Origin of the sequence: Promicromonospora sp. MEB111 (genome assembly GCF_030209445.1) — a bacterium.
GTDB lineage: Bacteria > Actinomycetota > Actinomycetes > Actinomycetales > Cellulomonadaceae > Promicromonospora.
Genome location: NZ_JARVSD010000005.1, coordinates 42,582 through 68,272 on the forward strand (window position 1 = coordinate 42,582; position 25,691 = coordinate 68,272).

Here is a 25,691-nt window from a genome sequence, read left to right on the forward strand (position 1 = left end):
TAGCTCCGCTGACGCTAGGCCCCCGCGCACCCGAGCGCAACGAGACCTGTGGACAAGCCTGTGCACATCCATGTGGAAAGGTGGCCCAGGGCTGTGCACAGCGGGTGGACAACCCTGTCCCCAGTTGTGGATAACCCCTGTGTAAAACATCGACATGCCCTCTGACCTGCGTTGACGCAACCCCCAGCCTGTGGAGGAAAGAAAGTTGGGCGAGCCTCGCCACACCCCCGGTTCATCGCGGTCCATCGACCGGGAGATCCTCGCCCTCGCGGTACCCGCCCTCGGGGCCCTGATCGCCGAACCCGTCTTCGTGCTCGTGGACAGCGCGGTCGTGGGCCACCTCGGCACGGCCCAGCTCGCGGGGCTCTCGCTCGCGAGCAACGTGCTGCTCACGCTCGTCGGGCTGTGCGTCTTCCTCGCGTACACCACCACCGCCTCGGTGGCCCGGCTGACCGGTGCGGGCCGGGAACGCCAGGCCCTGCAGTCCGGCATCGACGGCATGTGGCTGGCGCTCGGGATCGGCGCGGTCCTCGTCGTCGTCCTGCTGCTCGCCGCCCCGCTGACGGTGGCCGCGCTGGGTGCTCACGGCGACGTCGCGCACCATGCCGTGACGTACCTGCGGTGGTCCGCGCCGGGGCTCGCCGGGATGCTCGTGGTCCAGGCCGCGACCGGTGTGCTGCGCGGCCTGCGCGACACGCGCACGCCCCTGGTCGTCGCCGCCGCGGGGGCCGTGCTCAACACGGTGCTGAACATCGCGCTCGTGTACGGCGTGGGCATGGGGATCGCCGGGTCGGGCCTCGGGACCGCGATCACCCAGCTGCTCATGGCCGTCGTGCTGGGCGTGATCGTGGTGCGCGGCGCTCGGCGGCGCGGCGCGAGCCTGCGCCCGCACCGCGCGGGCATCCTGTCCGGCGCGCGGGCCGGCGCGCCCCTGGTGGTCCGCACCCTCAGCCTGCGCGCCGCCATCCTGCTCACCGTGGTCGTCGCGACGGGTCTCGGCGACGTCGCGCTCGCCGGGCACCAGGTGGTCAGCTCGCTGTGGGGCCTCGCGGCATTCGCGCTCGACGCGCTCGCCATCGCGGCACAGGCCCTGGTGGGGCACGGGCTCGGGGCCGGCGACGTCGCCCACGTCCGGGGCGTGCTGCGCCGGTGCCTGCAGTGGGGCGTCGGCGCGGGGGCCGTGATCGGCCTGCTCCTCGCGGCGGCCGGCTGGTGGATCGCGCCCCTCTTCTCGCCCGACCCCGACGTGCGCGTCGCCATCGCGCTCGGCATCGCAGTCTGCGGTGTGCTCATGCCGATGGCGGGCTGGGTCTTCGTGCTCGACGGCGTCCTCATCGGCGCCGGCGACGGCCGCTACCTCGCCTGGGCGGGCATGGCGACGCTCGTGGCCTACCTCCCGTTCGCGCTCGCGGTCGCCGCCTGGGCGCCCGACGGCGCACGCGGGCTCGCCTGGCTCTGGCTCGCGTTCGCCGGTGTGTTCATGGCCGCGCGCGCCGTGACCACCGGCTGGCGCGCCCGCGGCGACCGCTGGCTGGTGACGGGGGCGTGAGGCAGGTCAGGCCCACACCTTGAGCCGGTAGCCCACGCCCCGCACCGACGCGACCTCCACGTCGCGCACGGGCGCGAGCCGCTTGCGCAGCCGCTTCACCGCGGACGTCACCGGGTCGGAGTCGCCGAGGTAGGGCAGCTGCCACACCCGCGCCGTGAGCTCGGCGAACGACCACACCCGCCCGGCCTCCAGGGCGAGCGTCGCGAGCAGGTCGAACTCCCGCGCCGACAGGTACACGCGCCGGCCCAGCGCCGTGACCTCCCGGGCGGCGAGGTCCACGAGCAGCGGCCCGGCCACGAGCGGTTCGAGCACGGGCGGCGCGACCATCGGGACGGCGCCCGTGACGGCAGGAACCGGACCCGTGACCGGACGCATCGCCTCGGTGACGGCCGACAGCGCGCCCGTCGCCGACCGGGCCGGCGCGGGGATCGTCGCCACGGGCAGCACGGGGGACGCCGTCCACTGCGCGGGCAGGTACTCCGGGGCGGGGTGTACCGCCTGGTCGGTGAGGTTGTCCGGGAGCCGGTCGGTCGGGTGCCCGGAGAGGTGCCGGCCGTAGGCCCGCTCGTCCGCCGGGCCGGGGTTGTCGAAGCGTTCGGGCTGCGTGCCGAGGCCACGCCAGGGCGCGTCGCCGGTGCGCCGCGGCGCGGTCTGGGGGGTGAGCACGGCGCGCGCCCCGTCGGCGTCGGGCGTGGCGAGCACCGTGGCCTGGCCGCGCAGGAGCCGGGCGATCTCGATGATCTGGTCGGAGGGGAGGCCCACGCAGACGACGAGGCCGGGGGTGGTTCCTGGTGCGGGGTCGTGCGTCATTGACTCGCCCTCCATGGTCGACCGTTCAGGCGCGGACCGGGTTAAACCTGGCCGGCGCGCGCCAGTTTGCCCCCGAGTCGTACCGCTTGGGTCAATTTTTCGTTACCTACCCGTTGCGTGCGGGATATGGCGCATTCCCGCCCGGATGACGGTATTGCGTCACTTGACCCCGTATGGGGTGAACTTTGCGGCTCTTGGGGTGAAATTGATTCTGGACTCTTGACAAGGGCGACCGCCGGGCTCGGTCCGTGTCTTGACCGGAAACTGACCTTCGCTCGACCGTGAACCGACCTTGTTCCCAGGAGGCGTCCAGCCGACGGTAGGACGCGGTCCACAGCAAGTGGATCGCCGTCGCGCGCTCCCGCGGAACTGCAGCGGGTGCGCCCGAGCATGGAGGCCCCATGTACCGTCGCAGGAAAATTGCAGGGAGGGCGACGACCGCCGTCACAACGGCGCTCGCGCTCCTGGCAACCTCAGCGGTGACCGTTGCTCCGGCAGCGCTCGCCCAGACCGTCCCGACGACCACCCTTGCCGCCGCCGACGAGCCCGAGGAGAAGCTCAGCGCCAAGGTCCTTGCCCAGCTGGAGGACAAGAAGACCGCGGACTTCTGGATCCAGTTCACGGACAAGGCGGACCTGGCACCGGCCGAGGACATCGCCGACTGGGACGAGCGCGGCCAGTTCGTCTACGACGCGCTGCACGCCACGGCCAAGAAGTCCCAGGCCTCGGTGGCCAAGGAGCTGACGGCGGCCGGCGCGAACTTCCAGAGCTACTGGATCAACAACGCGATCTTCGTCGACGACGGCTCGCTCGCGCTCGCCGAGAGCCTCGCGACCAGCAGCACGGTCGCCGGGATCCACGAGCAGATCACCATGCAGAACGAGCAGCCGGTCGAGAAGAAGGCGTCCGGCGAGAAGTCTGCGGCCGCCGTCGAGTGGGGCCTCGACGCGATCAACGCACCCGAGGTGTGGGAGCAGGGCTACACCGGCGCGGGCATCGTGGTGGCGAACTTCGACACCGGTGTGGACGCCACGCACCCGGCGCTGCAGAGCAAGTACCGCGGGTACAACGCCGACGGCACGTACGACAACGACTACAACTACTTCGACATCCCCGACACCTGTGGTGGCGGCGCACCCTGCGACTCCGGCGAGCACGGCACCCACACCATGGGCACCATCGTCGGCGGCACGGGCGCCAACCAGATCGGCGTCGCGCCCGACGCCACCTGGATCGCGTCGAACTGCATCGACAACGCCGGCTGCGAGTGGGACGACTACCTCGCGAACGCGCAGTGGTTCCTCGCTCCGACCCGTGCGGACGGCAGCGACGCGGACCCGTCGAAGCGGCCGCACGTGGTCAGCAACTCGTGGGGCATCCCGCCGGGCGTCAACCTGCCCGAGGACTGGATGAGCGCCGAGACGCAGGCCTGGAACGCCGCGGGCATCTTCGGTGCCTGGGCCGGCGGCAACGAGGGTCCGGCGTGTGAGTCGGGCCGCTTCCCCGGTGAGTTCACGCACACCTACTCGGTCGGCGCGTTCGACGTGAACGGCGCCATCGCGTCGTTCTCGGCGCGTGGTCCGGGGCGTGAGGGCACCCTGCTGCCGAACATCGCCGCCCCTGGCGTGAACGTGCGCTCCTCCATCCCTGGCGGTGGCTACGCGAGCTTCAGCGGCACCTCCATGGCCACCCCGCACCTCGCGGGCGCCATCGCGCTGCTGTGGAGCGCCGCTCCGTCGCTGGTCGGCGACATCGAGGGCACCATCGCGCTCCTCGACGAGACCGCCATCGACACCGAGGACCTCTCGTGCGGCGGTACCCCGGAGCGCAACAACGTCTGGGGCGAGGGCAAGCTCGACGTCGCCGCGCTCGTGGACGCCGCTCCGACGGCCGGCACCGGCACCCTCTCGGGCACCGTCGCGGACGCCTCCGGCACGCCGATCGCCAACGCGTCGGTCGTCGTCGACGGCGAGCGGGACCGGACCGTCTCCACGGACGAGACCGGCGCCTGGTCGGCAGCGGTCCTCGCCGGCGACTACAGCGTGTCTGCCTCGGCCTTCGGCTACCTCACCTCGGCGCCCGCCGCCGTGACGGTGGACGTGGACGAGACCGAGACGGTCGCCATCACCCTGGAGTCGGCCCCGCGGCACACCGTCACGGGTACGGTCCAGCTCGAGGGGTCCGGTGAGCCGGTCGCCGGCACGCCGGTCACGCTCCGCGGATCACCGTTCGAGCCGGCCACGACCGGTGCGGACGGCACGTTCGAGTTCGCCGACGTGCCCGAGGGCACCTACTCGCTGGCCGTCCAGCTGGGCGGTTGCGCCGCTCCGTACGACGGCGAGCTCGTGGTCGACGGCGCGGAGGACGTGGACATCGACATCGTCCCGAACGTCGACGCCGGCGGCTACTCGTGCTCGGTCACGACCGCCGACTACCGCCAGGGCGACACCCGCGTGACCCTGTCGGGCGACGACGCGTCGACGTCCGTGAACCTGCCGTTCTCCTTCCCGTTCTACGGCGAGGAGTACTCGCGGGCGTTCGTGACGACCAACGGCCACATCAACTTCCTGGCCGCCACCAACACGTACGCCAACACGACGATCCCGTCGACGAGCGTGCCCAACGCGGCGCTCTACCCGTTCTGGGACGACCTCAACCTCGACTCGGCCGCCGGCCTGTACTCGGGGACGACCACCGTCGACGGCGTGGACGCCTACGTGCTGGAGTGGCGCAACATCCGGAAGTACGACGCCGAGTCCGACCGGCTGAACTTCTCGGTGACGCTGCTGGCCAACGGTGACGTGACCTTCGGGTACGGCGCCGTGACCGACTCCGCCGGCGCGAAGGGCAACTCGGCCACGATCGGTGTGGAGAACGCGAGCGGTACCGTCGCCACGCAGTTCTCGTACAACTCCGCGGTGCTGTCCGAGGGCCTGTCGATCGCGTTCGACGCCCCGCCTGTCGCCACGGTGGCGGGCGTGGTCGAGGACTACAACACCCAGGAGCCGATCGAGGGCGCCGACGTCACCCTGACCTCGGCGGACGGCACGGAGGTCACCGCGACCACCGCGGCGGACGGTACCTACTCCACCCTGGTGAGCCTGGGCGACTACTCGGTCGAGATCGCGGCGGACGACTTCCAGTCGGCCACCAGGACCGCGGCCGTCACCGAGGAGGGTTCCGACGTCACCGTGAGCGCCCAGCTCAAGGCCGGCAAGCTGACGGTCTCGAAGACCGCCATCGACGCCAGCCTGGCGATCGGCGGCTCCGCGTCGCGCAACATCAAGATCACCAACACCGGCTCCGCGCCGGCCGAGGTGGACCTGGCTGCGCGCGGCGGCGGGTACGTCGTCCTCGGTGGTGACACGGCCTCCACGAGCGGCGTGGTGAAGGGCGTCCAGGGCAAGGCGACGGCGGCCAAGCTGCCGTTCTCGTCCGGCGGCGGCAAGATCAGCGGTCTGCGCAGCAGCGCCTCCGCCGGCGTCGCCACCGGTCAGGTCGCCGCGGCGGCCTACCCGGACGTGGCCGCGGACGAGGTCGTCCTCTCGCACTCGACCTCGCACGAGATCGTCGCGGCGAGCTCGGTGGCCTGCCCGTCGGGCATCACCAAGCTGCTGCGCACTTACACCCCGGGCGACTTCGGCATCACGGCCGGCTTCCAGCCGACCAGTGTCACGTTCGGTATCCAGGAGGTGGCCACGCCGTCGACCACGGCCACGGTCACCCTCTACACGCTGTCGGGTGCGTTCACGTACGCCAACCTGACCCCGATCGGGTCGGGCCAGGTCACCGTGACCGACGACTTCGGCTCCTGGTACACGGTGCCGATCGACGCCGAGGCGACCATCGCCCCGGACGACATCCTGGTGGTCGAGGTCGCGGGCGCGGCCATCTACGTGGGCGGCAACCCCGCCGCGGAGACCAGCCCGACCTACCTCGCCTCGGACGGCTGCGGTACCCCGGAGCCGACGACCGCCGACAGCCTGGGCTTCCCGGACTCCAACCTGGTCATCGACGTGACCGGTGAGGTGGCCGGCAGCGGTGGTGGCGTCGAGTGGCTGGACGTCCAGCCGCCGTCGTTCACCCTGGCGCCGGGCAAGAGCGTGACCGCGGTGGCGACCATCACGGCCGCCGTCGACCAGCCGGGCACCTACACGGCGTCCATCAACATCGGGAACAACACGCCGTACGACGTCACCCCCGTGGCGGCGACCATGTCGGTGAAGGCGCCCGCGGGCTGGGGCAAGATCACGGGCACGGTGAGCGGCGGCGGTGCGCCGATCGAGGACGCGGTCGTGGCCCTCGACGGCGTCTCGTACGACGTCGTGCTGCGGACGGACGCCGAGGGTACGTACTCGTACTGGATGCAGAAGTCCAACGCCCCGCTGCAGGTGACCGTCTCGGCCGACGGGTTCGTCCCGGCGACCAAGAAGGCCCAGATCATCGCGGGCCAGACGACGGTCTACAACTTCGGGCTGACCGCGCTGTAACAGGCGGTCCCACGAAGTAGGTCGCCTGTCCGGCGGCCGCCCTGCCGAGGTCTGGGTCTCGGCAGGGCGGACGACCGGGCAGGCGTCCGGCGCGTCAGCTGCTCCGCGTCAGCGCTCGATTTCCGCTGACCGCTTCCGCTGCGCTCCGCTTCGGCCGGATGCCTCGTACCTCGGCCTCCAACCTCCGCTGCGCTCCGCGTCAGCGCTCGATGTCACCGCGGATGAAGGCCTCCAGCTGCGCCCGCCCCGCGGTGTCCTCCATCTGCACGGGCGGGGACTTCATGAAGTAGGTCGCCGCCGACAGGATCGGGCCGCCCACGCCGCGGTCCTTCGCGATCTTGGCCGCCCGCACCGCGTCGATGATGATGCCCGCGGAGTTGGGGGAGTCCCACACCTCGAGCTTGTACTCCAGGCTGAGCGGCACCTCGCCGAACGCGCGGCCCTCGAGTCGCACGTACGCCCACTTGCGGTCGTCGAGCCAGGCGACGTAGTCCGACGGCCCGATGTGGACGTTGCGGTCCTCCTTCTTGCCGGCCAGGGGGCCGGTGAGGTTGGACGTCACGGCCTGCGTCTTGGACAGCTTCTTCGACTCCAGCCGGTCACGCTGCAGCATGTTCTTGAAGTCCATGTTGCCGCCCACGTTGAGCTGGTAGGTGCGGTCGAGGACGACGCCACGCTCCTCGAACAGCTTGGCCAGCACGCGGTGCGTGATGGTCGCGCCGACCTGCGACTTGATGTCGTCGCCGACGATCGGCACGCCGGCCTCCTCGAACTTGGCGGCCCACTCCGGGTCGGAGGCGATGAACACCGGCAGGGCGTTCACGAACGCGACGCCGGCCTCGATCGCGCACTGCGCGTAGAACTTGGCGGCCTCCTCGGAGCCCACCGGCAGGTAGCAGACGAGCACGTCGACCTCGGCGGCGCGCAGCGCGGCGACGACGTCGACGGCCTCCTTCGTGGACTCGTCGATCGTGGCGCGGTAGTAGTCGCCGAGACCGTCGAGGGTCGGGCCCCGCTGGACCGTCACGCCGGTCGGCGGGACGTCGGCGATCTTGATCGTGTTGTTCTCGGACGCGTTGATGGCCTCGGCCAGGTCGAACCCGACCTTCTTCGCGTCGACGTCGAACGCCGCGACGAACTCGAGGTCCGACACGTGGTAGTCGCCGAACTGCACGTGCATGAGGCCCGGGACGGTGCTCGCCGGGTCGGCGTCACGGTAGTAGTGCACGCCCTGGACCAGGGACGAGGCGCAGTTGCCTACGCCGACGATGCCCACGCGGATGGAGGTCATCCTCGCTCCTTCTTCGTTTGTTCCTGCTGCGGTGCGGGGCCCTGCGCCGCGGCGCGTCCCCGCTCGGTGGAGATGAGGCTGTCGAGCCAGTGCACTTCGCGCTCGACCTTCTCGAGCCCGAAGCGCCGGAGCTCGAGCGCATATTCGTCGAGCCTCGAACGCGGGTGCGTCGTGGACTCGCGGAAGGCCTCCAGGCGCTCGGTCAGCCGGGTGCGCCGGCCCTCGAGCACGCGGAGGCGGGTCTCGGCGTCGGTCTGCCCGAAGAGCGCGAACCGCACGTCGAAGTTGTCGTCCTCCCAGGCCGCGGGCCCGGCGGTGGCCAGGACGGACTGGAGGTGCTCCTTGCCCTCGGCGGTCAGCTCGTAGACCACACGACGTCGTCCGAGGGGCATGGGCTTGGTGGTCCGGCCGGGGATCCCGGCCTTCCCCTTGCGGGGTGACGACGGCGTGGGTTCGCTCTCGGTGGTCTCGATCAGACCCCGCGTGACCAGGCCCTTCAGGGCCGGGTAGAGCGTGCCGTAAGAGAAGGCACGGAACGAGCCCAGCACCAGGTTGAGGCGCTTGCGGAGCTCGTAGCCGTGCAACGGGGACTCGTTGAGCAGGCCGAGGACGGCGGTCTCCAGCACGTCGGACCGACTACGCACGGCGACCTCCTTCCCGGAAGAACCCGGCGGGCCGGGTCAACTTCTTCGACACGATGTATCGAGTCGATACATCGAGAGAATAAGCACGGCGCCGTCGGCGCGCAATCCGCCGCGGCCGGCCGGGGTTCCATCGCGGAGGTGAGGGAACTGTGAAATGAGGGCAGACGGACTGGGTTGACCATGCGGTGAAATGTCCCGCGTGGGGGGATGTGGACGGATCCGGCTACTGCGCTAGAGGGTGAATCCCCTATGGTTTCGGGTGGTCCGCCGTGGCGGGTGCGTCAAAGCACATCGGTGGGCCCCGAGTCCGAACGAGGAAGAGGCTGTTGTGTCGAACTGGAGTCCCCCTCCGATCTGGCCGCAGACACCCCGGCGCCGGGAGGGGATCTGGAACTATCCCCGGCCGTACCGCACCGGGATCCGCGCGTGGATCCCGTCGTGGCGGTTCGTCGTGGGAACGCTGCTGACCGGTACGTCGCTCGTCGCCGGCGTCCTGCTGGCTGCCTGGGTCAGCGTGCCCGTCCCCGGCGAGCTGGACACGGTGCGCTCCGAGACCACGACGGTGTACTACTCCGACGGCAAGCCGCTCGGGAAATTCGCCGCGCAGGACCGCACGATCGTGGCGCTGGCCGACCTCCCGCCCCAGGTGACGCAGGCGATCATCTCGTCGGAGGACCAGAGCTTCCGCACCCACATCGGCATCAACCCCCTGGGCATCGTCCGTGCGGCGCTCAACAACGTGACCGGCGGCGACCGGCAGGGCGCGTCGACGCTGACGCAGCAGTACGTCGAGAACTACTACGTGGGCGTGGAGTACGCGACCTACTCGACCAAGCTCAAGGAAGCGATCATCGCCCTCAAGGTGACGCAGCAGCAGTCCAAGGACCAGGTGCTGGAGGGATACGTCAACACCATCTACCTGGGGCGTGGTGCGTACGGCGTCGAGGCCGCGTCCCAGGCGTACTTCGGGCACTCGGCCAAGGAGATGACCATCTCCGAGTCCGCGTTCCTCGCGGGCATCATCCCGAACCCGACCTACTGGGACCCGCGGCAGGGCGAGGGCGCCGAGGCGCAGGCGAGGGCGCGCTGGGAGCGCACGCTCAACCTGATGGTGGAGCAGGGTTACATCACCCAGGACGACCGGAACGCCGCCGAGTACCCCAAGCTCGTCAAGTACACCCAGGGGTCCGGCGACAACCGCACCGCCTACCTGCTGGAGCAGGTGGCCAACGAGCTCGACCGGAAGGGCATCGCGGCCGATCAGCTCACCAAGATGGGCTACGAGATCCACACGTCCATCGACCGCAAGATGCAGGCCGCCGCGGCCGAGACCATGAAGCTGCCCGAGGACGCGAGCAAGTTCGCCCGCGCGTCGCTGACGTCGATCGACCCGGCGACGGGCGAGATCAAGGCGATGTACGGCGGCCCGGACTACTCGATCTACCCGACCAACGCCGCGACGTTCGAGGCGCAGGGCGCGTCGACCTTCAAGCCGTTCACGCTCATCGGCGCGCTGACGGAGGGCTTCCAGCTCAACAAGAGGTACAGCGCGGTGGACGGGACGGTGATCGAGGGCTGGAAGCAGACGCCGGACGGCCCCGACGTGCCGCTGTACAACTTCAACAACGACTCGTGGAACAGCCTCGACCTGGTCGACGCCACCGCGAACTCGGTGAACGTGGTCTACGGCCAACTCAACAAGGACATCGGCCCGGAGACGACGGCGCAGGTCGGCTACGACCTCGGCATCCCGCAGGCCGACGACGACCCGGACACCCGCGACTGCTGCGCCATCGGCGGCAACCTGGCCAACGTGCTCGGCACCGCCTACGTGACCAACGTGGACCTCGCGCACGCCTACTCCACGATCGCCGCCCAGGGTTACCGCACCACGCCGCACATGGTGGTCGAGGTGAAGAACGGCGACGAGCTCGTCTACGAGGGGAAGAGCACCAGCGAGCAGATGTTCGACCCCGAGGTCATGGCCGCGGCGACGTACGCGATGAGCAAGGTCGTCGAGGAAGGGTCCGGCATGCCGGCGCTGGAGCTCGAGCGGCCAGCCGCCGGAAAGACCGGCTCCTCGAACGACAACATGTCGGCGTGGTTCGCCGGCTTCGTGCCGCAGCTCACCACCGTCGTCGGCCTCTACGAGTACAACACCGACGCGAACAGGTACGAGCAGATCAAGCCGTTCGGCGGCTACGAGCAGATCACCGGTGGTACCTGGCCGGTCACGGCGTGGACCGCCTACATGCTGAAGGCCACCGAGGGCATGGACGTCGAGCCTCTCCCGGACTACGTCCCGCCGGCCCCCGAACCGTCGGAGTCGCCGTCGCCGTCCACGAGCCCCTCCGAGGAGCCCGAGGAGACGGTCGTGGTGCCCGACAACCTGGTGGGCCAGCAGTTCGCGGCCGTCGCGGCGGTGCTCGGCGGGCTGCAGCTCGTGCCCGTGCAGGTGGACGTGGACAGCGCCGAGCCCCCGGGCACGGTGCTCGCCGTCGAGCACGCGGGTGAGGAGATCGACCGGAACTCGGAGATCGAGGTCCAGGTGTCCAACGGGTCCCAGGCCGAGGTGGAGACCACCACGGTGCCGTGGGGCCTGACCAACCGGGAGCAGGGCGACGCCGAGCAGCAGCTCCAGGACGCGGAGCTCACGCCGGTGATCCAGGAGGCGCCGTCGGACACCGTGCCCGAGGGCTCGGTGATCTCGGTGGACCCGGGCGAGGGCTCGGAGGTGCCGAAGGGCAGCGAGGTGACCCTCGTGATCTCCACCGGATCGGGCGACGACCCGACCGACGACCCGTCCGGGGACGGCGGGGGCATCTTCGGGTAGGTCGGCAGGCGGGCTCTGCCGGCGTCGGGTGAAGTACCGGGTGAAAAGGCCCGAAAGGCGCTGGTAGAGCCCGTTGAGACCTGCGTCTCGGACACGGGGCGTACACAGAGAAACCGCGTTTGTGCTACTTGCTGCCAACATCGATCCTCTATCGTTTCGACGGTTCAGTGCGCCCACTGGACTGAATCGAGGAACGAGGAAGACGTGGCGAACTGGAGTCCTTCTCCGATCTGGCCGCAGACGCCCCGACGCCGGCGTGGCATCTGGAACTACCCCCGGCCGCACCGCACGGGTCTGCGCGCATGGATCCCGTCGTGGCGCGTCGTCGTCGGAACGGCGCTGACCCTGGTCTCACTCGGTGTCGGTGTCTTCACCGCCGGGTGGATCGGCTGGGCCGTACCGGACGAGAACAAGCAGATCGGCTCGGAGACCACCACCGTGTACTACGAGGACGGCAAGGTCCTCGGTAGGTTCGCGGCGGTCGACCGGACGATCCGCTCGCTGGACGAGCTGCCCCCGTACATCGGGCAGGCCGTGCTGGCGTCCGAGGACCAGAACTTCGAGAACCACATGGGCGTCGACCCGCTGGGCATCGTCCGTGCGTTCATCAGCAACGTGACCGGTGGCGGCCGGCAGGGTGCGTCCACACTGACGCAGCAGTACGTCGAGAACACGTACTTCCAGCCGGGCCAGTCGTCCTACGCGGACAAGTTCCGCGAGATCATCCTGGCCCTCAAGGTGGACCAGGAGAAGTCGAAGGACGAGATCCTCGAGGGTTACGTCAACAGCATCTACCTCGGCCGGGGTGCCTACGGGTTCGAGGCCGCGGCGAAGGCCTACTTCAACAAGCCCGCGGCCGAGCTCACCGTCTCGGAGACCGCGATGCTGGTGGGCATCATCCCGTCGCCGTCGTACTGGGACCCCCGGTTCGGCGAGGAGTCGCGCGCCGTGGCGGAGGAGAAGTGGGCCCGCGTGCTGCGCAACATGGCAGAGATGGGCGTCATCACCCAGGAGGAGCGCAACTCCGCGACCTTCCCCGAGCCCATCGAGTACAAGCCGGCCTCGCGCGCCGGCCAGGTGGGCTACCTGCTCGAGGAGGTGCGCAAGGAGCTCGCCGACGAGGGCATCGGTGAGGAGGACCTCATGAACAACGGTTATGAGATCCGCACCACCATCAACTCGAAGTTCCAGAAGGCGGCGGTCGACGCGGCGAAGACCATCCCGTACGAGGGCGAGGGTGCCGCGTCCAAGCGGCTCGGTGTGTCGATCGTGTCGATCGACCCCAAGGACGGTGCCATTCGAGCCCTCTACGGCGGCAAGAACTACGAGGAGGTCCAGTACAACGCTGCGACCGACGGCTCGGCGCAGGGCGGCTCCACGTTCAAGCCGTTCACCCTCATCGGCGCGCTCGAGAAGGGCCACGAGCTCAACGAGTACTACACCGGCAACAGCCCGATGCAGATCCCGGGCTGGTCGGTGAAGAACGACGCGGGCGTCGAGGAAGAGGTGGAGCTCACCAACTTCGGCCCCGAGGGGTCGGGCGGTGAGTCGTACGGCGACATCGACCTGGTCGACGCCACGGCGGACTCCGTGAACACGGTGTACGCGCAGCTGAACGTCGAGATCGGGGCGAAGACGTCGCAGGACGTCGCCATCCGGGCCGGCATCCCCGAGAAGTCCACGAACGCTGAGCTCTCCAACGTGCTGGGCACGTCCACCGTGCACGCCGTCGACCTGGCGGGCGCGTACGCGACGTTCGCCGCGCAGGGCACGCGGCACGAGACGCACATGGTGACGTCGGTGAAGAACGGCGAGCAGCTCATCTACGAGTTCAGCGGCGAGACGACGGAGGCCATCGACCCCGAGGTGATGACCAAGGCCACCTACGCGATGGAACAGGTGGTCGAGCGCGGCTCCGGTACGCCCGCCAAGGAGCTCGGGCGCCCCGTCGCAGGCAAGACGGGATCCACCAACGGCAACAAGTCGGCGTGGTTCGCCGGCTACATCCCGCAGCTCGCCACGGTGGTCGGTCTCTACCAGACGGCGGAGGACGGCGTCGGCCAGGCAGAGATCACGCCCTTCGGCCAGTGGGCCGGCGGCAGCATGACCGGTGGTACGTGGCCGGTGACCGCCTGGACCCAGTACATGAAGGTCGTGACCGAGGGGATGGAGGTCGAGCAGTTCCCGGAGTACACGCCGCCGGCCCCGCCGCCCTCGCCCACCCCGACGCCGTCCCCGACGCCGACGGTGTCCGACGACCCGAACGAGAAGGTGATGGTCCCGACAGGGCTCGTCGGCCAGCAGTTCCCGGCGGCCGCCGCGGTGCTCTCCGGGGCCGGCGTCCGGCCCCAGCTCGTCGAGGTCCCGAGCGACCAGCCCCCGGGCACCGTGCTCTCCGTGGAGAAGGAGGGCCAGGAGGTCAAGCGGGACAGCACCATCCGGGTCGAGGTCTCGACCGGGCCGGACGAGGACACCGTCACCGTGCCGGGCGGCCTGGTCGGCGGTGACGAGAACAACGCTCGCGGGCAGCTCCGGGCCGCGGGGCTCGATCCACAGGTCGAGTACCAGCCGTCCGAGGACGTGGCCCAGGGCACCGTCATCTCCGTGAACCCGAACGAGGGCACCCAGGTGCCGGTGGGGACGCGGGTGCAGGTGATCGTCTCGTCGGGTCCGGGCGACATCGGGCTCCCGACCGACGAGCCGACCGGCGGGGGCGGAGGCGGAGGGGGCGGTAACGGCAACGGGAACGGCAGCCCGTAACCGTCGTTCTGACACGCACGGCCGAGGGGCCGCCTCCTGCGGGAGGCGGCCCCTCGGCCGTTCTGCTGCCCGGGCCTGCCTGGCCCGGCTCTGCTGCCATGGGTGCCGTGGACGGTGTGAGAGGGGTCTCGCGTGCTCGATTCCGCGGTTGTCCACAGGGCGGGTAGGCTTGGCCCTTGCTGTGAACCCTCCTGTCACGGAACGACCGTGACCGCTGAGACCAGAGGAGGTGGGTATACACATGCGTCAGTACGAACTGATGGTGATCCTGGACCCGGAGGTCGAGGAGCGCACCGTTGCCCCGTCGCTCGACAAGTACCTGTCGGTCATCACGACCGAGGGTGGATCCGTCGACAAGGTGGACATCTGGGGTCGCCGCCGCCTGGCGTTCGACATCTCGAAGAAGTCCGAGGGCATCTACGCCGTTGTCGACTTCACCGCGACGTCGGACACCGCCAAGGAGCTGGACCGCCAGCTCGGCCTCAACGAGGTCGTGCTCCGGACCAAGATCCTGCGCACCGGCGACAAGTAAGTCGTCGGACCTGAACCTCCTACGCCCGCGCGAGTGTCAGTGGTTCGTGGTTGCATTCACCGCGAGCACGGACAACGCGTACGGAACGTCGACTGAATCGAGGAATTGGCATGGCTGGTGAAACTGTCATCACAGTGATCGGGAACCTGACCGGGGACCCTGAGCTGCGCTTCACCCCTTCCGGTGCGGCGGTCGCCAACTTCACGGTGGCGTCGACCCCGCGGACCTTCGACCGCCAGAGCAACGAGTGGAAGGACGGGGAGACCCTGTTCATGCGCTGCTCGATCTGGCGCGAGGCCGCGGAGAGCGTCGCGGAGTCGCTGACCAAGGGCACGCGCGTCATCGCGCAGGGTCGCCTGGTCCAGCGCTCCTACGAGACCCGTGAGGGCGAGAAGCGCACCGTCGTGGAGCTGCAGGTGGACGAGATCGGTCCGTCCCTGCGCTACGCCACGGCCAAGGTCACCCGGGCCCAGCGGTCCGGTGGCGGCGGCTTCGGTGGCGGCGGCGGTGGCTACAACGGAGGCGGCGGCCAGCAGGGCGGCGGCTCCGGTGGAGGATTCAGCTCTTCCGGTGGCGGTCAGAGCAATGACGACCCGTGGGCCACGGCAGGCCCGGCGTCGTCGGGCGGCTCGTTCTCGGACGACCCGCCGTTCTAACCGCTACCCCCAGTTCACCTTTTTTGCTCGCGCGGCCTGCCAGGCCTCGCGAGCAGCACCTGACGAAGGAGCAACACCATGGCGAAGCCTGTGGTGCGCAAGCCCAAGAAGAAGATCAACCCGCTGAAGTCCGCGAAGATCGCCAACATCGACTACAAGGACACGGCGCTGCTGCGCAAGTTCATCTCCGACCGCGGAAAGATCCGCGCCCGTCGCGTCACCGGCGTCTCCGTCCAGGAGCAGCGTCAGATCGCGAAGGCCGTGAAGAACGCCCGCGAGATGGCCCTGCTGCCGTACACGTCGACGGCTCGCTGAGGAAGGGATCGAGAACAATGGCAAAGCTGATCCTGACTCACGAGGTGACCGGCCTGGGCGAGCCCGGCGACGTGGTCGAGGTGAAGGACGGGTACGCCCGTAACTTCCTCATCCCGCGTTCGCTGGCGACCCCGTGGACCAAGGGCGCCGAGTCCGACATCAACGCGATCCGCAAGGCTCGCAAGACCCGCGAGATCGCCTCGCTGGACGACGCGAAGGCCCTGGCCTCCTCACTGTCCGCGAAGCCGGTCGTCGTCGCGGCGAACGCCGGCCCCGGTGGCCGTCTGTTCGGCGCGGTGACCACGGCGGACATCGCCGGGGCGGTCGCCGCTGCCGGTGGCCCGTCGGTCGACAAGCGCAAGATCGAGATCGGTCAGTCCATCAAGACGACCGGTGACTACACCGTGTCGATCCGCCTGCACCCCGAGGTGTCGGCCAAGATCGGCGTCCAGGTCGTCGCCGGCTGAGCTCCGCTCAGCTGATCGCCTGATCGTCAGCAGGCCCCGGTTCCCCTGTGGGAGCCGGGGCCTTCTGCTGTGTCGGGGGACCGGCGCTGCATAGGTGCCGAATCTGAACGGGGCGTTCTGGCCTGCGGAGAGGGTGGCCGGATGGCGTGAGAAGGTGATGCCGTGGTGCGCAACCGCAGAACACGACTCGGCTGGCCTGCATCGGCCATCGTGGTGCTCCTTTCGCTCGCCCTGCTGAGCGCTCTGGGGGTGGTTCTCTTCCTACGCCTCATGCCCGGTTCGGGGCTCATGGACCCCAGCGGTGGCGTCAACGTGCAGTACTACGAGCACCAGGTCGACACGTTCGAGCACGAGCTGGAGGAACGTGCGGGACAAGGCCGTCTGGACCGATCGGAGATAGACGCGATATTCGGCGATACGTTGTCGGTCGAGTGGGGAGGGGAGTTCGGCGAGGGGTACCGGATCGTCGCCCATGTCGAGGCGCCCGGCGGGTACGAGCCGTGCCACACCTACGAGCTGTCTCCGTTCGGAGGTGCCTCGCCCGACTCGCTGGAGATTCCCGAGGCGTGCCGCGACCAGTGAGGTAGCGGTCCGGCGACGCCGTGCCCCCTGCGACGAATCAGCATCCCGGCCCCGGGAGCACAGCCGACTCGTCCGAGAGCAGCACGTCCAGGGCCAATGCCGCGGTCCAGGAGAACTGGCGCGTCCCGCGGCCGGCTCCCGTGTCGGGATCCACGTACTCAGGAAACTGCTCCGGCGAGGCCACGGCGAAGTGCTTGCGCAGGCGGGCTGCCGGCTCGTCCTGGCCCAGAGCCCGCACGGCGCGCAGGAGCAGCCACGACGTGTTGAACCACGCCGGCCCCCGCCAGTACAGGACGGGGTCGAACGCGGGGTCCTCGCGCGAGGTGCTCGGGAGGTATGGCCCGCCTCCGAGGAACCCCGGACCGGCGAGCGTCGCGAGCAGCCGCTCGGTGCGGCCCGGCGCCAGGCCCGCCCGTCCGCCCGCGGCAGTGCCCGCCGTCTTGTCCGCATTTGGACCTGTCGTCGTGCTGGTACCGGTGCGCGTCGAAACGCCGGCGAGAAGCAGCGGGACCAGGCCGTTGACGGTCGCCCGCCGGACCGTCCGCCCCGTCGTGTCGTCGAGCGCGACGTACAGTCCCAGGTCGTCGTCCCAGAGGTGCTCGTCCATGGCGACGGTCACGCGGGCGGCGGCCGCCTCGTGTGCGCCGGACGCCCCGTGCGCCGCGCCCCCCTCGTCCACGCCGGCCCCACGCCCGCCGTCGGGCAGCGCCTCCGCCATCCGGGCCAGGGCGACCTCCGAGACCGCCAGCACCGTGCTGAACAGGGGGCACGCCATGGCGAACCCGATCGCGACGTCGTCGGCGCAGCCGGCGTCGCGATACGCCTCGGCGAGCCGGTAGTAGCGGCGGTAGTCGCGGCTGCCCGGTCGTTCGCCGGCGCCCGCGTGCCGCAGGTCGGGCCGTCGGATGGCGGTGCGCGCCTCCGGCGGCACCCGGTCGAGGGCGGCGTCCCACAGGGGTGAGTTGTCCGTACCGGTCTCCCACGGATGCTTGGTCACCGGCAGGCCGACGCCGCCCGCGCGCGGCCCGTGCAGGTACCCGTGCCAGCTGGCGAGGCGGGGATACACGCGTGCGAGGAAGTTCTCCCGCGCGGACCCGGCCGGGTCCGCGCAGTGCACCAGCCATGCTGCCCAGGCGTGCATCGGCGGCTGCACGAGTCCGGAGGTCGCCGCACCCCAGAACCCGGCCCCGGGGGCGTAGTCGTCGTCGCGTTCGACGTCGTACACGATCTGCGGCACCCGCCCGTCGGGCCACTGGGCGTCGAGGAGCGCGACCAGCTCCGCCCGGGCGCGCGCCGGTGCGCGGTGCCGGGTGCCGATCGCGACGAACGCCGAGTCCCAGCTCCACTGGTGGGGGTACAGGCCCGTGGCCGGGACGGTGTGCCGGCCGGTCCAGTTGGTGTCCAGGACGCGAGCCGCGGCGTCGGCGGGATCTTCCTCAAAGTCCTTGTGCATCTTTCGACAGTAGGCTAGACATAAGTGCCAGATCTACTCACTCGACGACGAGGAGAAGTCATGCTCCGGCACCACCGCGCGGCCACTGCCCGCCTGACGATCGCGGCGTCGACTGCCGCGGCGGCGATCCTCACGCTCACCGCCTGCGGCAGCGGCGGTCCCGAGTCCGACGGGACGATCACCGTCTGGACGGTGGAGACCCAGCCCGAGCGCCTCGCGATCCAGCAGGCCGCGATGGACGCCTGGGCCGAGGAGGCCGGCCTGGAGACGGACCTGGTGCCGGTCGAGGAGGACCAGGTCTCGCAGCTCCTGTCCGCCGCGGCCCTCTCCGGCGAGGACATGCCGGACGTGGTCAACGCGATCAGCCCGGGGCTGGTCCGCTCCTTCGACCGGGACGGCTACCTCGACCGGGACGCCGCCGCCGAGGTGGTCGACGCGCTCGGCGCCGACACCTTCACCCCGCAGGCGCTGGAGCTGACCAGCGACGGCGACGAGCTGCTCGCCGTCCCCTCGGACGCCTGGCCGATGATGGTCTACTACCGCACCGACCTCTTCGAGGAGGCGGGCCTGGAGCCGCCCAGCACCTACGACGACCTGCGCGCGGCCGCCGAGGAGCTCACGACCAGCGGGCGGTACGGGATCACGCTTTCGACCGACGCGGCCGACCCGTTCACCCAGCAGACGCTGGAGTTCCTGGCCCAGGGCAACGGCTGCGAGCTCGTGGACGACGCCGGGGAGGCGACCCTCGACAGCCCTGCCTGCACCGAGACCATCGGGCTGTACGGCGACCTGGCGAGCGAGTTCTCGCCCGAGGGCTCGCAGGGTGTCGAGTCCACGCGCGCGTCGTACTTCGCCGGGCAGGCCGCGATGACCGTCTGGTCGTCGTTCCTGCTGGACGAGATGGCCGGCCTGCGGGAGGAGTTCACGCCCTCGTGCGACGAGTGCGCCGACGACCCGGGCTGGCTCGCCGACAACACCGGCGTCGTGCCCGTGGTGGAGGGGCCGTCCGCGGGCGGCGACGGCGGGGACGCGGCCGGCTACGTCGAGTTCGTGTCCTGGGGCATCACCGACGGCGCGGACCCCGAGACGACGGACTTCGTGGAGTACATGATGTCCGACGCGTACGAGGACTGGCTGGCCATGGCGCCTGAGGGCAAGGTGCCCGTGCGCACCGGCACGGCGGAGAGCCCCACCGAGTACACCGACGCCTGGTCCGGGCTGGAGATCGGCATCGACAGCAGGGAGACGTTCTCCGACGTCTGGCCCGCCGAGGTGACCGACACCCTGGCCGCCGCCCCCGAGTCCGCGGACCGCTGGGCGCTGCCGCAGGGCCAGGGCGCGATCCTGGGTCCGATCACGAGCGAGCTGCCGCTCGCCAAGGCGGCGGCCGACCTCGGGTCGGGCAGCGTCGACGCCGCCGAGGCGCAGGCGACGATGCAGGAGGCCGTGGCCGAGATCGCCGGCCGCGACTGACCGGGCCGGGGTAGAGACCGTGGACAGGGGTCGTGTGCGGAGGGGGCGGCGCAGGACGTCGAAGCTGCGCGGCCGCGAGAGCCGCGACGGGATCACGCTCGTCGCACCCGTCGTGCTGGTGGTCGCCGCGATCATCGTGGTCCCCATCGTGTGGACGGTGGTGCTCTCGTTCCAGGACGCGCGCTACGTGGACGTGGCCCGCAACGGCCTGTTCAACGAGCTCACGCTCGACAACTACGCCGACGTGCTCACGTCGCCGGCGTTCTGGCAGGCGCTGGTGACCACGGTCCAGTACTCGGTGGCGACCACGGTGGGCTCCATCACCGTGGGTCTCGTGGCGGCGCTCGCGTTCCGGGACAGGTTCCGGTTCCGTGCGCCGCTGCGGGCCGTGATGCTGCTCCCCTACGTGGCGCCGGTCGTGGCCACCACGTTCGTGTGGCAGGTCGCGCTGAACCCGCAGTACGGCGTGGTGAACGCGTTCGGCACGCAGGTGCTCGGCTGGGAGCACCCGGTCAACTTCCTCTCGGCCGCACCCACGGCGCTCGGCACCGTCATCGTCTACGACATCTGGCGGTACTTCCCGTTCGCGTTCCTCTTCCTGGGGGCGGCCCTGACGGGCCTCAGCAAGGAGATCGAGGAGGCAGCCGTGGTCGACGGCGCCACACCGCTGCAGAAGTTCTGGTTCGTGGTGCTGCCGCAGCTGTTGCCCACGGTGGCCCTGCTGGTGCTGTTCCGCATGGTCATGGCCTTCAACGAGTTCGACGACGTCTACCTGCTCACGGGCGGCGCCGCGGGCACGCAGGTGGCCTCGGTGCGGGTGTTCGAGCAGCTCACCGGGTCGAGCGACATCGGCGGCGCCAGCGCGACCGCCGCGGTGATGGCCGTGTTCCTGGGGGTCGCGCTGGCGATCTACCTGCGGCTCACGGCCCGGCAGCGGGAGGAGAACCGATGAGCGCCGTGTCCGTCCAGAGCAGCGTGCTGCGGGTGCTGCGCGTCGTCGTCATCGTGGCCCTCGTCGCGGCGACCGTGCTGCCGTTCGTCTACATGCTGAGCCTGAGCTTCGTGCGCATCGACGACCTGCTGCGCGACCCGTTGCGGGTGCTGCCGCAGCTCGACCGGATCACCACCGAGACCTACCGCGCCGTGCTGGCCTCCGAGGAGGACGGCGGGTACGGGTTCGCGCGGTTCATGCGCAACTCCGCGGTCGTCGCGGTCGCGGCGTCGGCGCTGACGGTCGCGCTCGTGGTGCCGGCGTCGTACGCGCTGACGCGCCTGCGGTTCGCCGGGCGCTCGCAGGTCTCGTGGCTCTTCCTGGCCGTCTACCTGTTCCCGACCATCATCATCGCGGTGCCGGTGTTCGTCGGGTTCCAGGTGCTGGGGCTCGGGTCGTCCCTGGTGGGGCTGGTGATCGCGTACGTGGCGCTGACCGTGCCCGTCTCGGTGCACATGCTGCGCAACTACCTCGCAGGCATCCCCGAGTCGATCGACGAGGCCGCGGTGATCGACGGCGCCTCCCGGTTCCAGATCATGACCCGCATCACAGTGCCGCTCGCGATGCCGACCATCATGTCTACGGCGCTGTACTCGTTCATGATCGCGTGGAACGAGTTCCTGTTCGCGCTGCTGTTCCTGTCCGCCAAGCAGGACCTGTGGACCGTGTCGCTCGGGCTGACCCGCCTCGCCGACGGTCAGGAGGTGTCGAAGACGGTTCTCATGGCGGGCAGCGTGCTCCTCACCGTGCCGATCGTGATTCTGTATGGAGTGGCCGAGCGTGCCCTCACCGAGGGACTGACCGCGGGGGCCGACAAGGGCTGATCGGCCCGGGAACGACGAGGGCCGGACGGCCCGAGAAGAACTGAGGAACGACGTGGCAGCAGGCGCGGGCGAGATCCTGCAGCTCATCCGGAGCGGACGGGCGACGACGCGTATCCAGGTCCTGGAGGCGACGGGGCTGTCCCGTGTCACCGTGGCGCAGCGGATGGACGCCCTGGTGGCCGCGGGGATCGTCCACGCGGCGGGCGACGCGGGGGCGACGGGCGGACGGCGCTCGGAGCGGTTCGTGTTCGACCCGACGGACTCGTTGGTACTGGTGGCGGCGCTGGAGCTTGACGCGGCGGTGCTTGCGGTCGTGGACCCGCACGGGACGCTGCTGGCCCGGATGCCGCTCGTCGTGGACGTCGCGGCGGGGCCGGAGGCGGTGCTGCCGCAGCTCCTGGACGGTTTCGACGATCTGCTGGCGGACGCCGGGATCAAGCCCGCCGCCGTCGGCGGGGTCGCGTTGTCGGTTCCCGGCCCCGTCGACCCGCACGACCACCGCCTGTCCGATCCGCCGGTGATGCCGGGCTGGGGTGCGTGGCCGGTCGTCGAGACCGTGCGCGCCCGGTTCGACGTGCCGGTACACCTCGAGAACGACGCCGACGCGATGGCGTACGGCGAGTTCACCGAGCTCGGTGCGGGGGGCGACGGCAGGCCCGAGCCGTTCGTGCTGGTCAAGGTGTCCCGGTTCCTCGGGGCGGGCCTCGTCATCGACGGGCGCACCTACCGCGGGACCGACGGCGGGGCGGGCGACATCGGGCACGTCGACGTGGGCGGCGACGCCGTCTGCCGCTGCGGCCGGCGGGGCTGCCTCGCCGCGGAGGCGGGCGGCACGGCGCTGCTGCGCCGCCTCGGCGAGGCGGGATCCGACGTCGGTTCGCTGACCGAGCTGCGCGCGCTCGCCGAGCACGGGGACGCTCTCGTGACGGCCGAGCTCGAACGCGCAGCCGCACTCGTCGGGCGCGTGCTGGCGGTCGTGGTCGGGGTGCTCAACCCCGCCGACCTCGTCGTGGCCGGCGAGCTCGCGGTGCCCACCATGATCGCGGGGATCCGCGCGGGCGTGTACGCGGGCGCACAGCCCCGGGCGACCGCGCGCCTGCGGATCCGGGCCGCCGCGCTCGGGCCGGAGGCGGTGCTCGTCGGGCTGGCCAGGGTCGCGATCGACGACCGCTTCTCGGCCGAGGCCGTGGACGCCCGGCTGGGCTGACTCCGGGTCAGTAGAACCGTTTCGCGCGAGCGGGTGATCTTCGCTCCTTTACTGAGTTGTGATCAGTAAAAGCGTTCCGCGGGGCCATACCCCCAGGTAACTTCTGCGCAGACGCCCACCACAACGGGCTTCGTGCTCGCCAACGACGGCGAGCCCGGCGGGCAGGGGCGCCGGTCCGACAACTTCCGCGGGGCGACGAAGCCCGCAGAACGAGAGGCGAACCGATGACGCAGCTTCATGCATCACCGAAACCACGATCAGGCTTAGGTCCAACGATCTTGACCGCGCTCGGCGTCGCGCTGCTGCTCGTCGGCGCGATCGTCGTCACGGCCTTCATGCTCCTCTTCCAGGGGCAGGTCGCGGACGGCGCGAACCGGTTGGCCGACGGCGCGGGCGAGCTGAACGACGGCGTCCAGGCCGACCTGGTCTCGGGCGTCGGCGATCTCAGCGCAGGGGCTACCGAGCTCAACAACGGTGTGCAGAACGACGTGGTACCGGGTACGGAGAAGCTCGCGGACGGAACCTCGGAGCTCGACGCCGGGGCCGCGGAGCTGCGTGCCGGTGTGATCAAGCTGCACGACGGGTCCAAGAAGATCGCCGACGGCACGGCCGAGACGGCGGAGGACGTCGCCGACCTGGCAGACGCGTCGCTGCAGCTCACCGCTGGTTCCACGAAGCTGAACGCCGGCCTCGGGACCCTGAACACCAAGGCTCCCGAGCTGGCCGACGGCGCGGAGCGGCTCGCCGGAGGTTCCGCCCTGGTCCAGGCGGGCGTCGTGAAGGTCAGCGATGGCGTATCCCCGCTGGACGCGGGCGCGCGTCAGCTGGCCGCCGGTGCTGGGCAGGTGCAGGTCGGTGTCGCAACGGTCAGCGGGGGCGTCGGCTCGCTCGACGTAGGTGCGCGAAAGCTGGCTTCTGGATCGCTGCTGGTCAAGGCAGGGGTGGTCACGGTCAGCGACGGTGTGACCCCGCTGGATGCGGGTGCCCGTCAGCTGGCTCTCGGTTCCGGGGACCTGCAGGCCGGTGTGGTGCAGCTGAGCAACAAGGCACCTGAGCTGGCCGACGGCGCGAACCAGCTCGCGGACGGTTCCGCCCAGGTATACGGCGGCACCGCACGGCTCAACTCGGGGCTCTCGACACTTGCTGCCAGCAGCGACGCGATCCTTGGTGGCACCAACTCGCTCCAGGCTGGCGCCAGTGCTCTCGCACAGGGTGCCGCCACCCTGGATGGTGGCGCTGACCAGATCGCTGGCGGCCTTGACCAGCTCAAGGCCAGTGCGCCGGCCCTCGTCAAGGGTGCCGGGGACACGGCGGCAGGCGCTGAGCGCGTGTCCTCAGGCGCTGGGTCGGTGGCCGAGGGCGCCGTTGCCGCAAAGAGTGGTGCGGACACGTTGGCCGCAGGAATCGGCGGCGTCGTCGCCGGGGCCGACAGTGTTGAGGGCGGCAACCGCGCCCTCCAGGAGAAGTTGACCCAACTCGCCGCCGCGACCGACGATCCGACATTGAAGGCTCAGCTTCAGGCGCTGGCCGCGTCGTCGGGCGACCTGGCAACTGGCGCGGGGCAGGTCAGTGCCGGCGCGAAACGGGCCCACGGCGGTGCCGTCAGTCTCGCGTCCTCGCTCGGCACCTTGTCGGGAGGGGCTTCGGAGGTCTCCGACGGAGCAGCAGGAGTGGCCAAGGCATCCGCGCAGGTATCTGGCGGTGTCAACCAGGTAGCGGCAGGGCTGGACCCGCTGGCGGCCGGAGCCAACGACCTCGCAGCAGGCTCGGAGCAGCTGAAGGTCGGCAGCGCGTCGCTGAGTGCGGGTCTCGGGGAACTCGCTCCTGGGATCGAGCGGTACGTGGGCGGTGTCGGGTCGGCCTATGCGGGCAGCTCGGAGCTCGTTGAGGGCGCCCAGCGAACCGCGGTCGGCAGCGCGACGCTGGCGACCGGCGCTGGTGCGCTCAAGGACGGTCTGCCTGCGCTGCTCGATGGTGCGACCCGCGTGGCCGATGGCAATGCGACTTTGGCAGCCGGTACGGGGCAGCTGAAGAACGGCCTGCCTGCACTGCTTTCAGGTGCGACGCAGGTAGCGGGCGGCAACGTTGAGCTGGCGGCCGGCACGAGCCGGCTCAAGGGCGGCCTTCCCGCGCTCCTGTCCGGTGCCACCCGGGTCGCCGACGGCAACGCCGAGCTCGCCGCCGGTACCGGTCAGCTCAAGGGTGGCCTGCCCGCCCTGCTCTCTGGTGCCACGCAGGTAGCCGACGGCAACGCCGAGCTCGCGGGCCAGACGCCGGCCCTCGTCTCTGGGGTCGGGCAGCTGTACGACGGCTCCGGACGCCTCGTTGACGGCATCATCCAGGTGCGCGACCGCGTCGTCCCGAAGGTCGAGAAGTCGCAGAAGCTGGCCGACGGGTCGGTCAAGGTGCGCGACGGGCTGAAGGACGCCCGGGTGGGCACCCGCACACTCGTCCAGGGCACGGGTGCCCTGGACGAGGGCACCCAGACGCTGGCCGCCGGCGCGGTCACCCTGGCCGACGGCACGCAGCAGCTCGCCGACGGTTCCGCGAAGCTCGCGGCCGGTACGTCCGACGTGGCGTCCGGGACGAAACAGCTTTCCGACGGCACCGGCGAGCTCCGCACCAGAGTCGACGGTTCGCCGGCAGGCGCCCTCGGCATCGGCGTCGTCATCTTCGCGGCGCTCGGTGTGCTGGCCGCCGTCGCGGGCCTGATCCTGCTGGGTCGGCGCCGCGCCTGACGTGGCCGGCGGCGGCCTGGTGGGGCCGCCGCCGGCCACCCTCGATCGCCGGGAACGGAGCACCTGCTCCGTTCCC

General features: G+C 70.5%; 18 protein-coding genes. 14 read left to right on the forward strand and 4 right to left on the reverse strand.

All coding sequences use genetic code 11. The annotated features are described in order from the left end of the window. Nucleotides 1-205 precede the first annotated feature (205 nt). Complete coding sequence (locus tag QRN56_RS05235) at nucleotides 206-1,549, forward strand: MATE family efflux transporter (protein WP_285101715.1); 1,344 nt, start codon at nucleotides 206-208, stop codon at nucleotides 1,547-1,549. A 6-nt stretch (nucleotides 1,550-1,555) separates the two neighbouring features. Here QRN56_RS05235 and QRN56_RS05240 read toward each other — a convergent pair whose 3' ends face one another. Then, complete coding sequence (locus tag QRN56_RS05240) at nucleotides 1,556-2,359, reverse strand: winged helix-turn-helix domain-containing protein (RefSeq protein WP_285101716.1); 804 nt, start codon at nucleotides 2,357-2,359, stop codon at nucleotides 1,556-1,558. A gap of 479 nt (nucleotides 2,360-2,838) precedes the next feature. On the opposite strand from QRN56_RS05240, the gene QRN56_RS05245 reads away from it, so the two are divergent. Further along, nucleotides 2,839-6,849 carry a carboxypeptidase regulatory-like domain-containing protein gene (locus QRN56_RS05245; protein WP_285101717.1) on the forward strand — a complete coding sequence of 1,337 codons (4,011 nt, stop codon included), beginning with the start codon at nucleotides 2,839-2,841 and terminating at the stop codon, nucleotides 6,847-6,849. A gap of 199 nt (nucleotides 6,850-7,048) precedes the next feature. On the opposite strand, the gene QRN56_RS05250 is transcribed toward QRN56_RS05245, so the two are convergent. Both QRN56_RS05250 and QRN56_RS05255 read right to left on the reverse strand, forming a co-directional pair. After that, nucleotides 7,049-8,140, reverse strand: coding sequence for an inositol-3-phosphate synthase (locus tag QRN56_RS05250; RefSeq protein WP_285101719.1), 1,092 nt, complete (start codon nucleotides 8,138-8,140; stop codon nucleotides 7,049-7,051). Next, entirely contained in the window at nucleotides 8,137-8,784 is a 648-nt protein-coding gene (locus QRN56_RS05255; protein ID WP_285101721.1) for a PadR family transcriptional regulator, read from the reverse strand. Before QRN56_RS05255 ends, QRN56_RS05250 begins: the two co-directional genes overlap by 4 nt. 451 nt (nucleotides 8,785-9,235) lie before the next feature. Here QRN56_RS05255 and QRN56_RS05260 point away from each other — a divergent pair, with 451 nt between their 5' ends. The 7 genes from QRN56_RS05260 (at nucleotide 9,236) to QRN56_RS05290 (ending at nucleotide 16,929) form a co-directional block, all read left to right on the forward strand. Then, nucleotides 9,236-11,617 (forward strand): transglycosylase domain-containing protein, encoded by a 2,382-nt coding sequence (locus tag QRN56_RS05260; RefSeq protein ID WP_285101722.1) that lies wholly within the window; start codon nucleotides 9,236-9,238, stop codon nucleotides 11,615-11,617. 204 nt (nucleotides 11,618-11,821) lie between these two features. Further along, nucleotides 11,822-14,377, forward strand: a complete 2,556-nt coding sequence (locus QRN56_RS05265; RefSeq protein ID WP_285101723.1) for a transglycosylase domain-containing protein — start codon at nucleotides 11,822-11,824, stop codon at nucleotides 14,375-14,377. Between the two features lie 241 nt (nucleotides 14,378-14,618). Continuing rightward, the gene (gene rpsF, locus QRN56_RS05270; protein ID WP_285101724.1) at nucleotides 14,619-14,909 is read left to right on the forward strand and encodes a 30S ribosomal protein S6; all 291 of its coding nucleotides are present in this window, start codon (nucleotides 14,619-14,621) and stop codon (nucleotides 14,907-14,909) included. A gap of 110 nt (nucleotides 14,910-15,019) precedes the next feature. Next, entirely contained in the window at nucleotides 15,020-15,565 is a 546-nt protein-coding gene (locus QRN56_RS05275; RefSeq protein WP_036964287.1) for a single-stranded DNA-binding protein, read from the forward strand. Between the two features lie 78 nt (nucleotides 15,566-15,643). Then, nucleotides 15,644-15,880 carry a 30S ribosomal protein S18 gene (rpsR, locus tag QRN56_RS05280; protein WP_020013532.1) on the forward strand — a complete coding sequence of 79 codons (237 nt, stop codon included), beginning with the start codon at nucleotides 15,644-15,646 and terminating at the stop codon, nucleotides 15,878-15,880. A gap of 17 nt (nucleotides 15,881-15,897) precedes the next feature. Then, nucleotides 15,898-16,347, forward strand: coding sequence for a 50S ribosomal protein L9 (gene rplI, locus QRN56_RS05285; RefSeq protein ID WP_182620110.1), 450 nt, complete (start codon nucleotides 15,898-15,900; stop codon nucleotides 16,345-16,347). 162 nt (nucleotides 16,348-16,509) lie between these two features. Further along, complete coding sequence (locus QRN56_RS05290; RefSeq protein ID WP_285101726.1) at nucleotides 16,510-16,929, forward strand: hypothetical protein; 420 nt, start codon at nucleotides 16,510-16,512, stop codon at nucleotides 16,927-16,929. A 37-nt stretch (nucleotides 16,930-16,966) separates the two neighbouring features. Here QRN56_RS05290 and QRN56_RS05295 read toward each other — a convergent pair whose 3' ends face one another. Beyond that, nucleotides 16,967-18,382 (reverse strand): MGH1-like glycoside hydrolase domain-containing protein, encoded by a 1,416-nt coding sequence (locus QRN56_RS05295; RefSeq protein WP_285101728.1) that lies wholly within the window; start codon nucleotides 18,380-18,382, stop codon nucleotides 16,967-16,969. A gap of 60 nt (nucleotides 18,383-18,442) precedes the next feature. Between QRN56_RS05295 and QRN56_RS05300 the strand changes: the two genes are divergently transcribed. The 5 genes from QRN56_RS05300 (at nucleotide 18,443) to QRN56_RS05320 (ending at nucleotide 25,615) form a co-directional block, all read left to right on the forward strand. Continuing rightward, nucleotides 18,443-19,855 (forward strand): ABC transporter substrate-binding protein, encoded by a 1,413-nt coding sequence (locus QRN56_RS05300; RefSeq protein ID WP_285101729.1) that lies wholly within the window; start codon nucleotides 18,443-18,445, stop codon nucleotides 19,853-19,855. 19 nt (nucleotides 19,856-19,874) lie between these two features. Continuing rightward, nucleotides 19,875-20,807: a carbohydrate ABC transporter permease gene (locus tag QRN56_RS05305; protein ID WP_285101730.1), complete on the forward strand. Its 933-nt coding sequence runs from the start codon at nucleotides 19,875-19,877 to the stop codon at nucleotides 20,805-20,807. Further along, nucleotides 20,804-21,670, forward strand: coding sequence for a carbohydrate ABC transporter permease (locus QRN56_RS05310; RefSeq protein ID WP_285101731.1), 867 nt, complete (start codon nucleotides 20,804-20,806; stop codon nucleotides 21,668-21,670). Before QRN56_RS05305 ends, QRN56_RS05310 begins: the two co-directional genes overlap by 4 nt. Before the next feature lie 52 nt (nucleotides 21,671-21,722). Next, a complete protein-coding gene (locus tag QRN56_RS05315; RefSeq protein ID WP_285101732.1) occupies nucleotides 21,723-22,877 on the forward strand; it encodes an ROK family transcriptional regulator in 1,155 nt (384 codons plus the stop codon). A gap of 278 nt (nucleotides 22,878-23,155) precedes the next feature. After that, entirely contained in the window at nucleotides 23,156-25,615 is a 2,460-nt protein-coding gene (locus QRN56_RS05320) for a YhgE/Pip domain-containing protein (protein WP_285101733.1), read from the forward strand. Nucleotides 25,616-25,691 lie beyond the last annotated feature (76 nt).

Bases quoted from the DNA above. Each gene is read 5' to 3' on its own strand.
- QRN56_RS05240 (WP_285101716.1), bottom strand. From the start codon at position 2,359: ATGACGCACGACCCCGCACCAGGAACCACCCCCGGCCTCGTCGTCTGC.
- QRN56_RS05250 (WP_285101719.1), bottom strand. From the start codon at position 8,140: ATGACCTCCATCCGCGTGGGCATCGTCGGCGTAGGCAACTGCGCCTCG.
- rpsF (WP_285101724.1), top strand. From the start codon at position 14,619: ATGCGTCAGTACGAACTGATGGTGATCCTGGACCCGGAGGTCGAGGAG.
- QRN56_RS05275 (WP_036964287.1), top strand. From the start codon at position 15,020: ATGGCTGGTGAAACTGTCATCACAGTGATCGGGAACCTGACCGGGGAC.
- rpsR (WP_020013532.1), top strand. From the start codon at position 15,644: ATGGCGAAGCCTGTGGTGCGCAAGCCCAAGAAGAAGATCAACCCGCTG.
- rplI (WP_182620110.1), top strand. From the start codon at position 15,898: ATGGCAAAGCTGATCCTGACTCACGAGGTGACCGGCCTGGGCGAGCCC.
- QRN56_RS05295 (WP_285101728.1), bottom strand. From the start codon at position 18,382: ATGCACAAGGACTTTGAGGAAGATCCCGCCGACGCCGCGGCTCGCGTC.
- QRN56_RS05300 (WP_285101729.1), top strand. From the start codon at position 18,443: ATGCTCCGGCACCACCGCGCGGCCACTGCCCGCCTGACGATCGCGGCG.
- QRN56_RS05310 (WP_285101731.1), top strand. From the start codon at position 20,804: ATGAGCGCCGTGTCCGTCCAGAGCAGCGTGCTGCGGGTGCTGCGCGTC.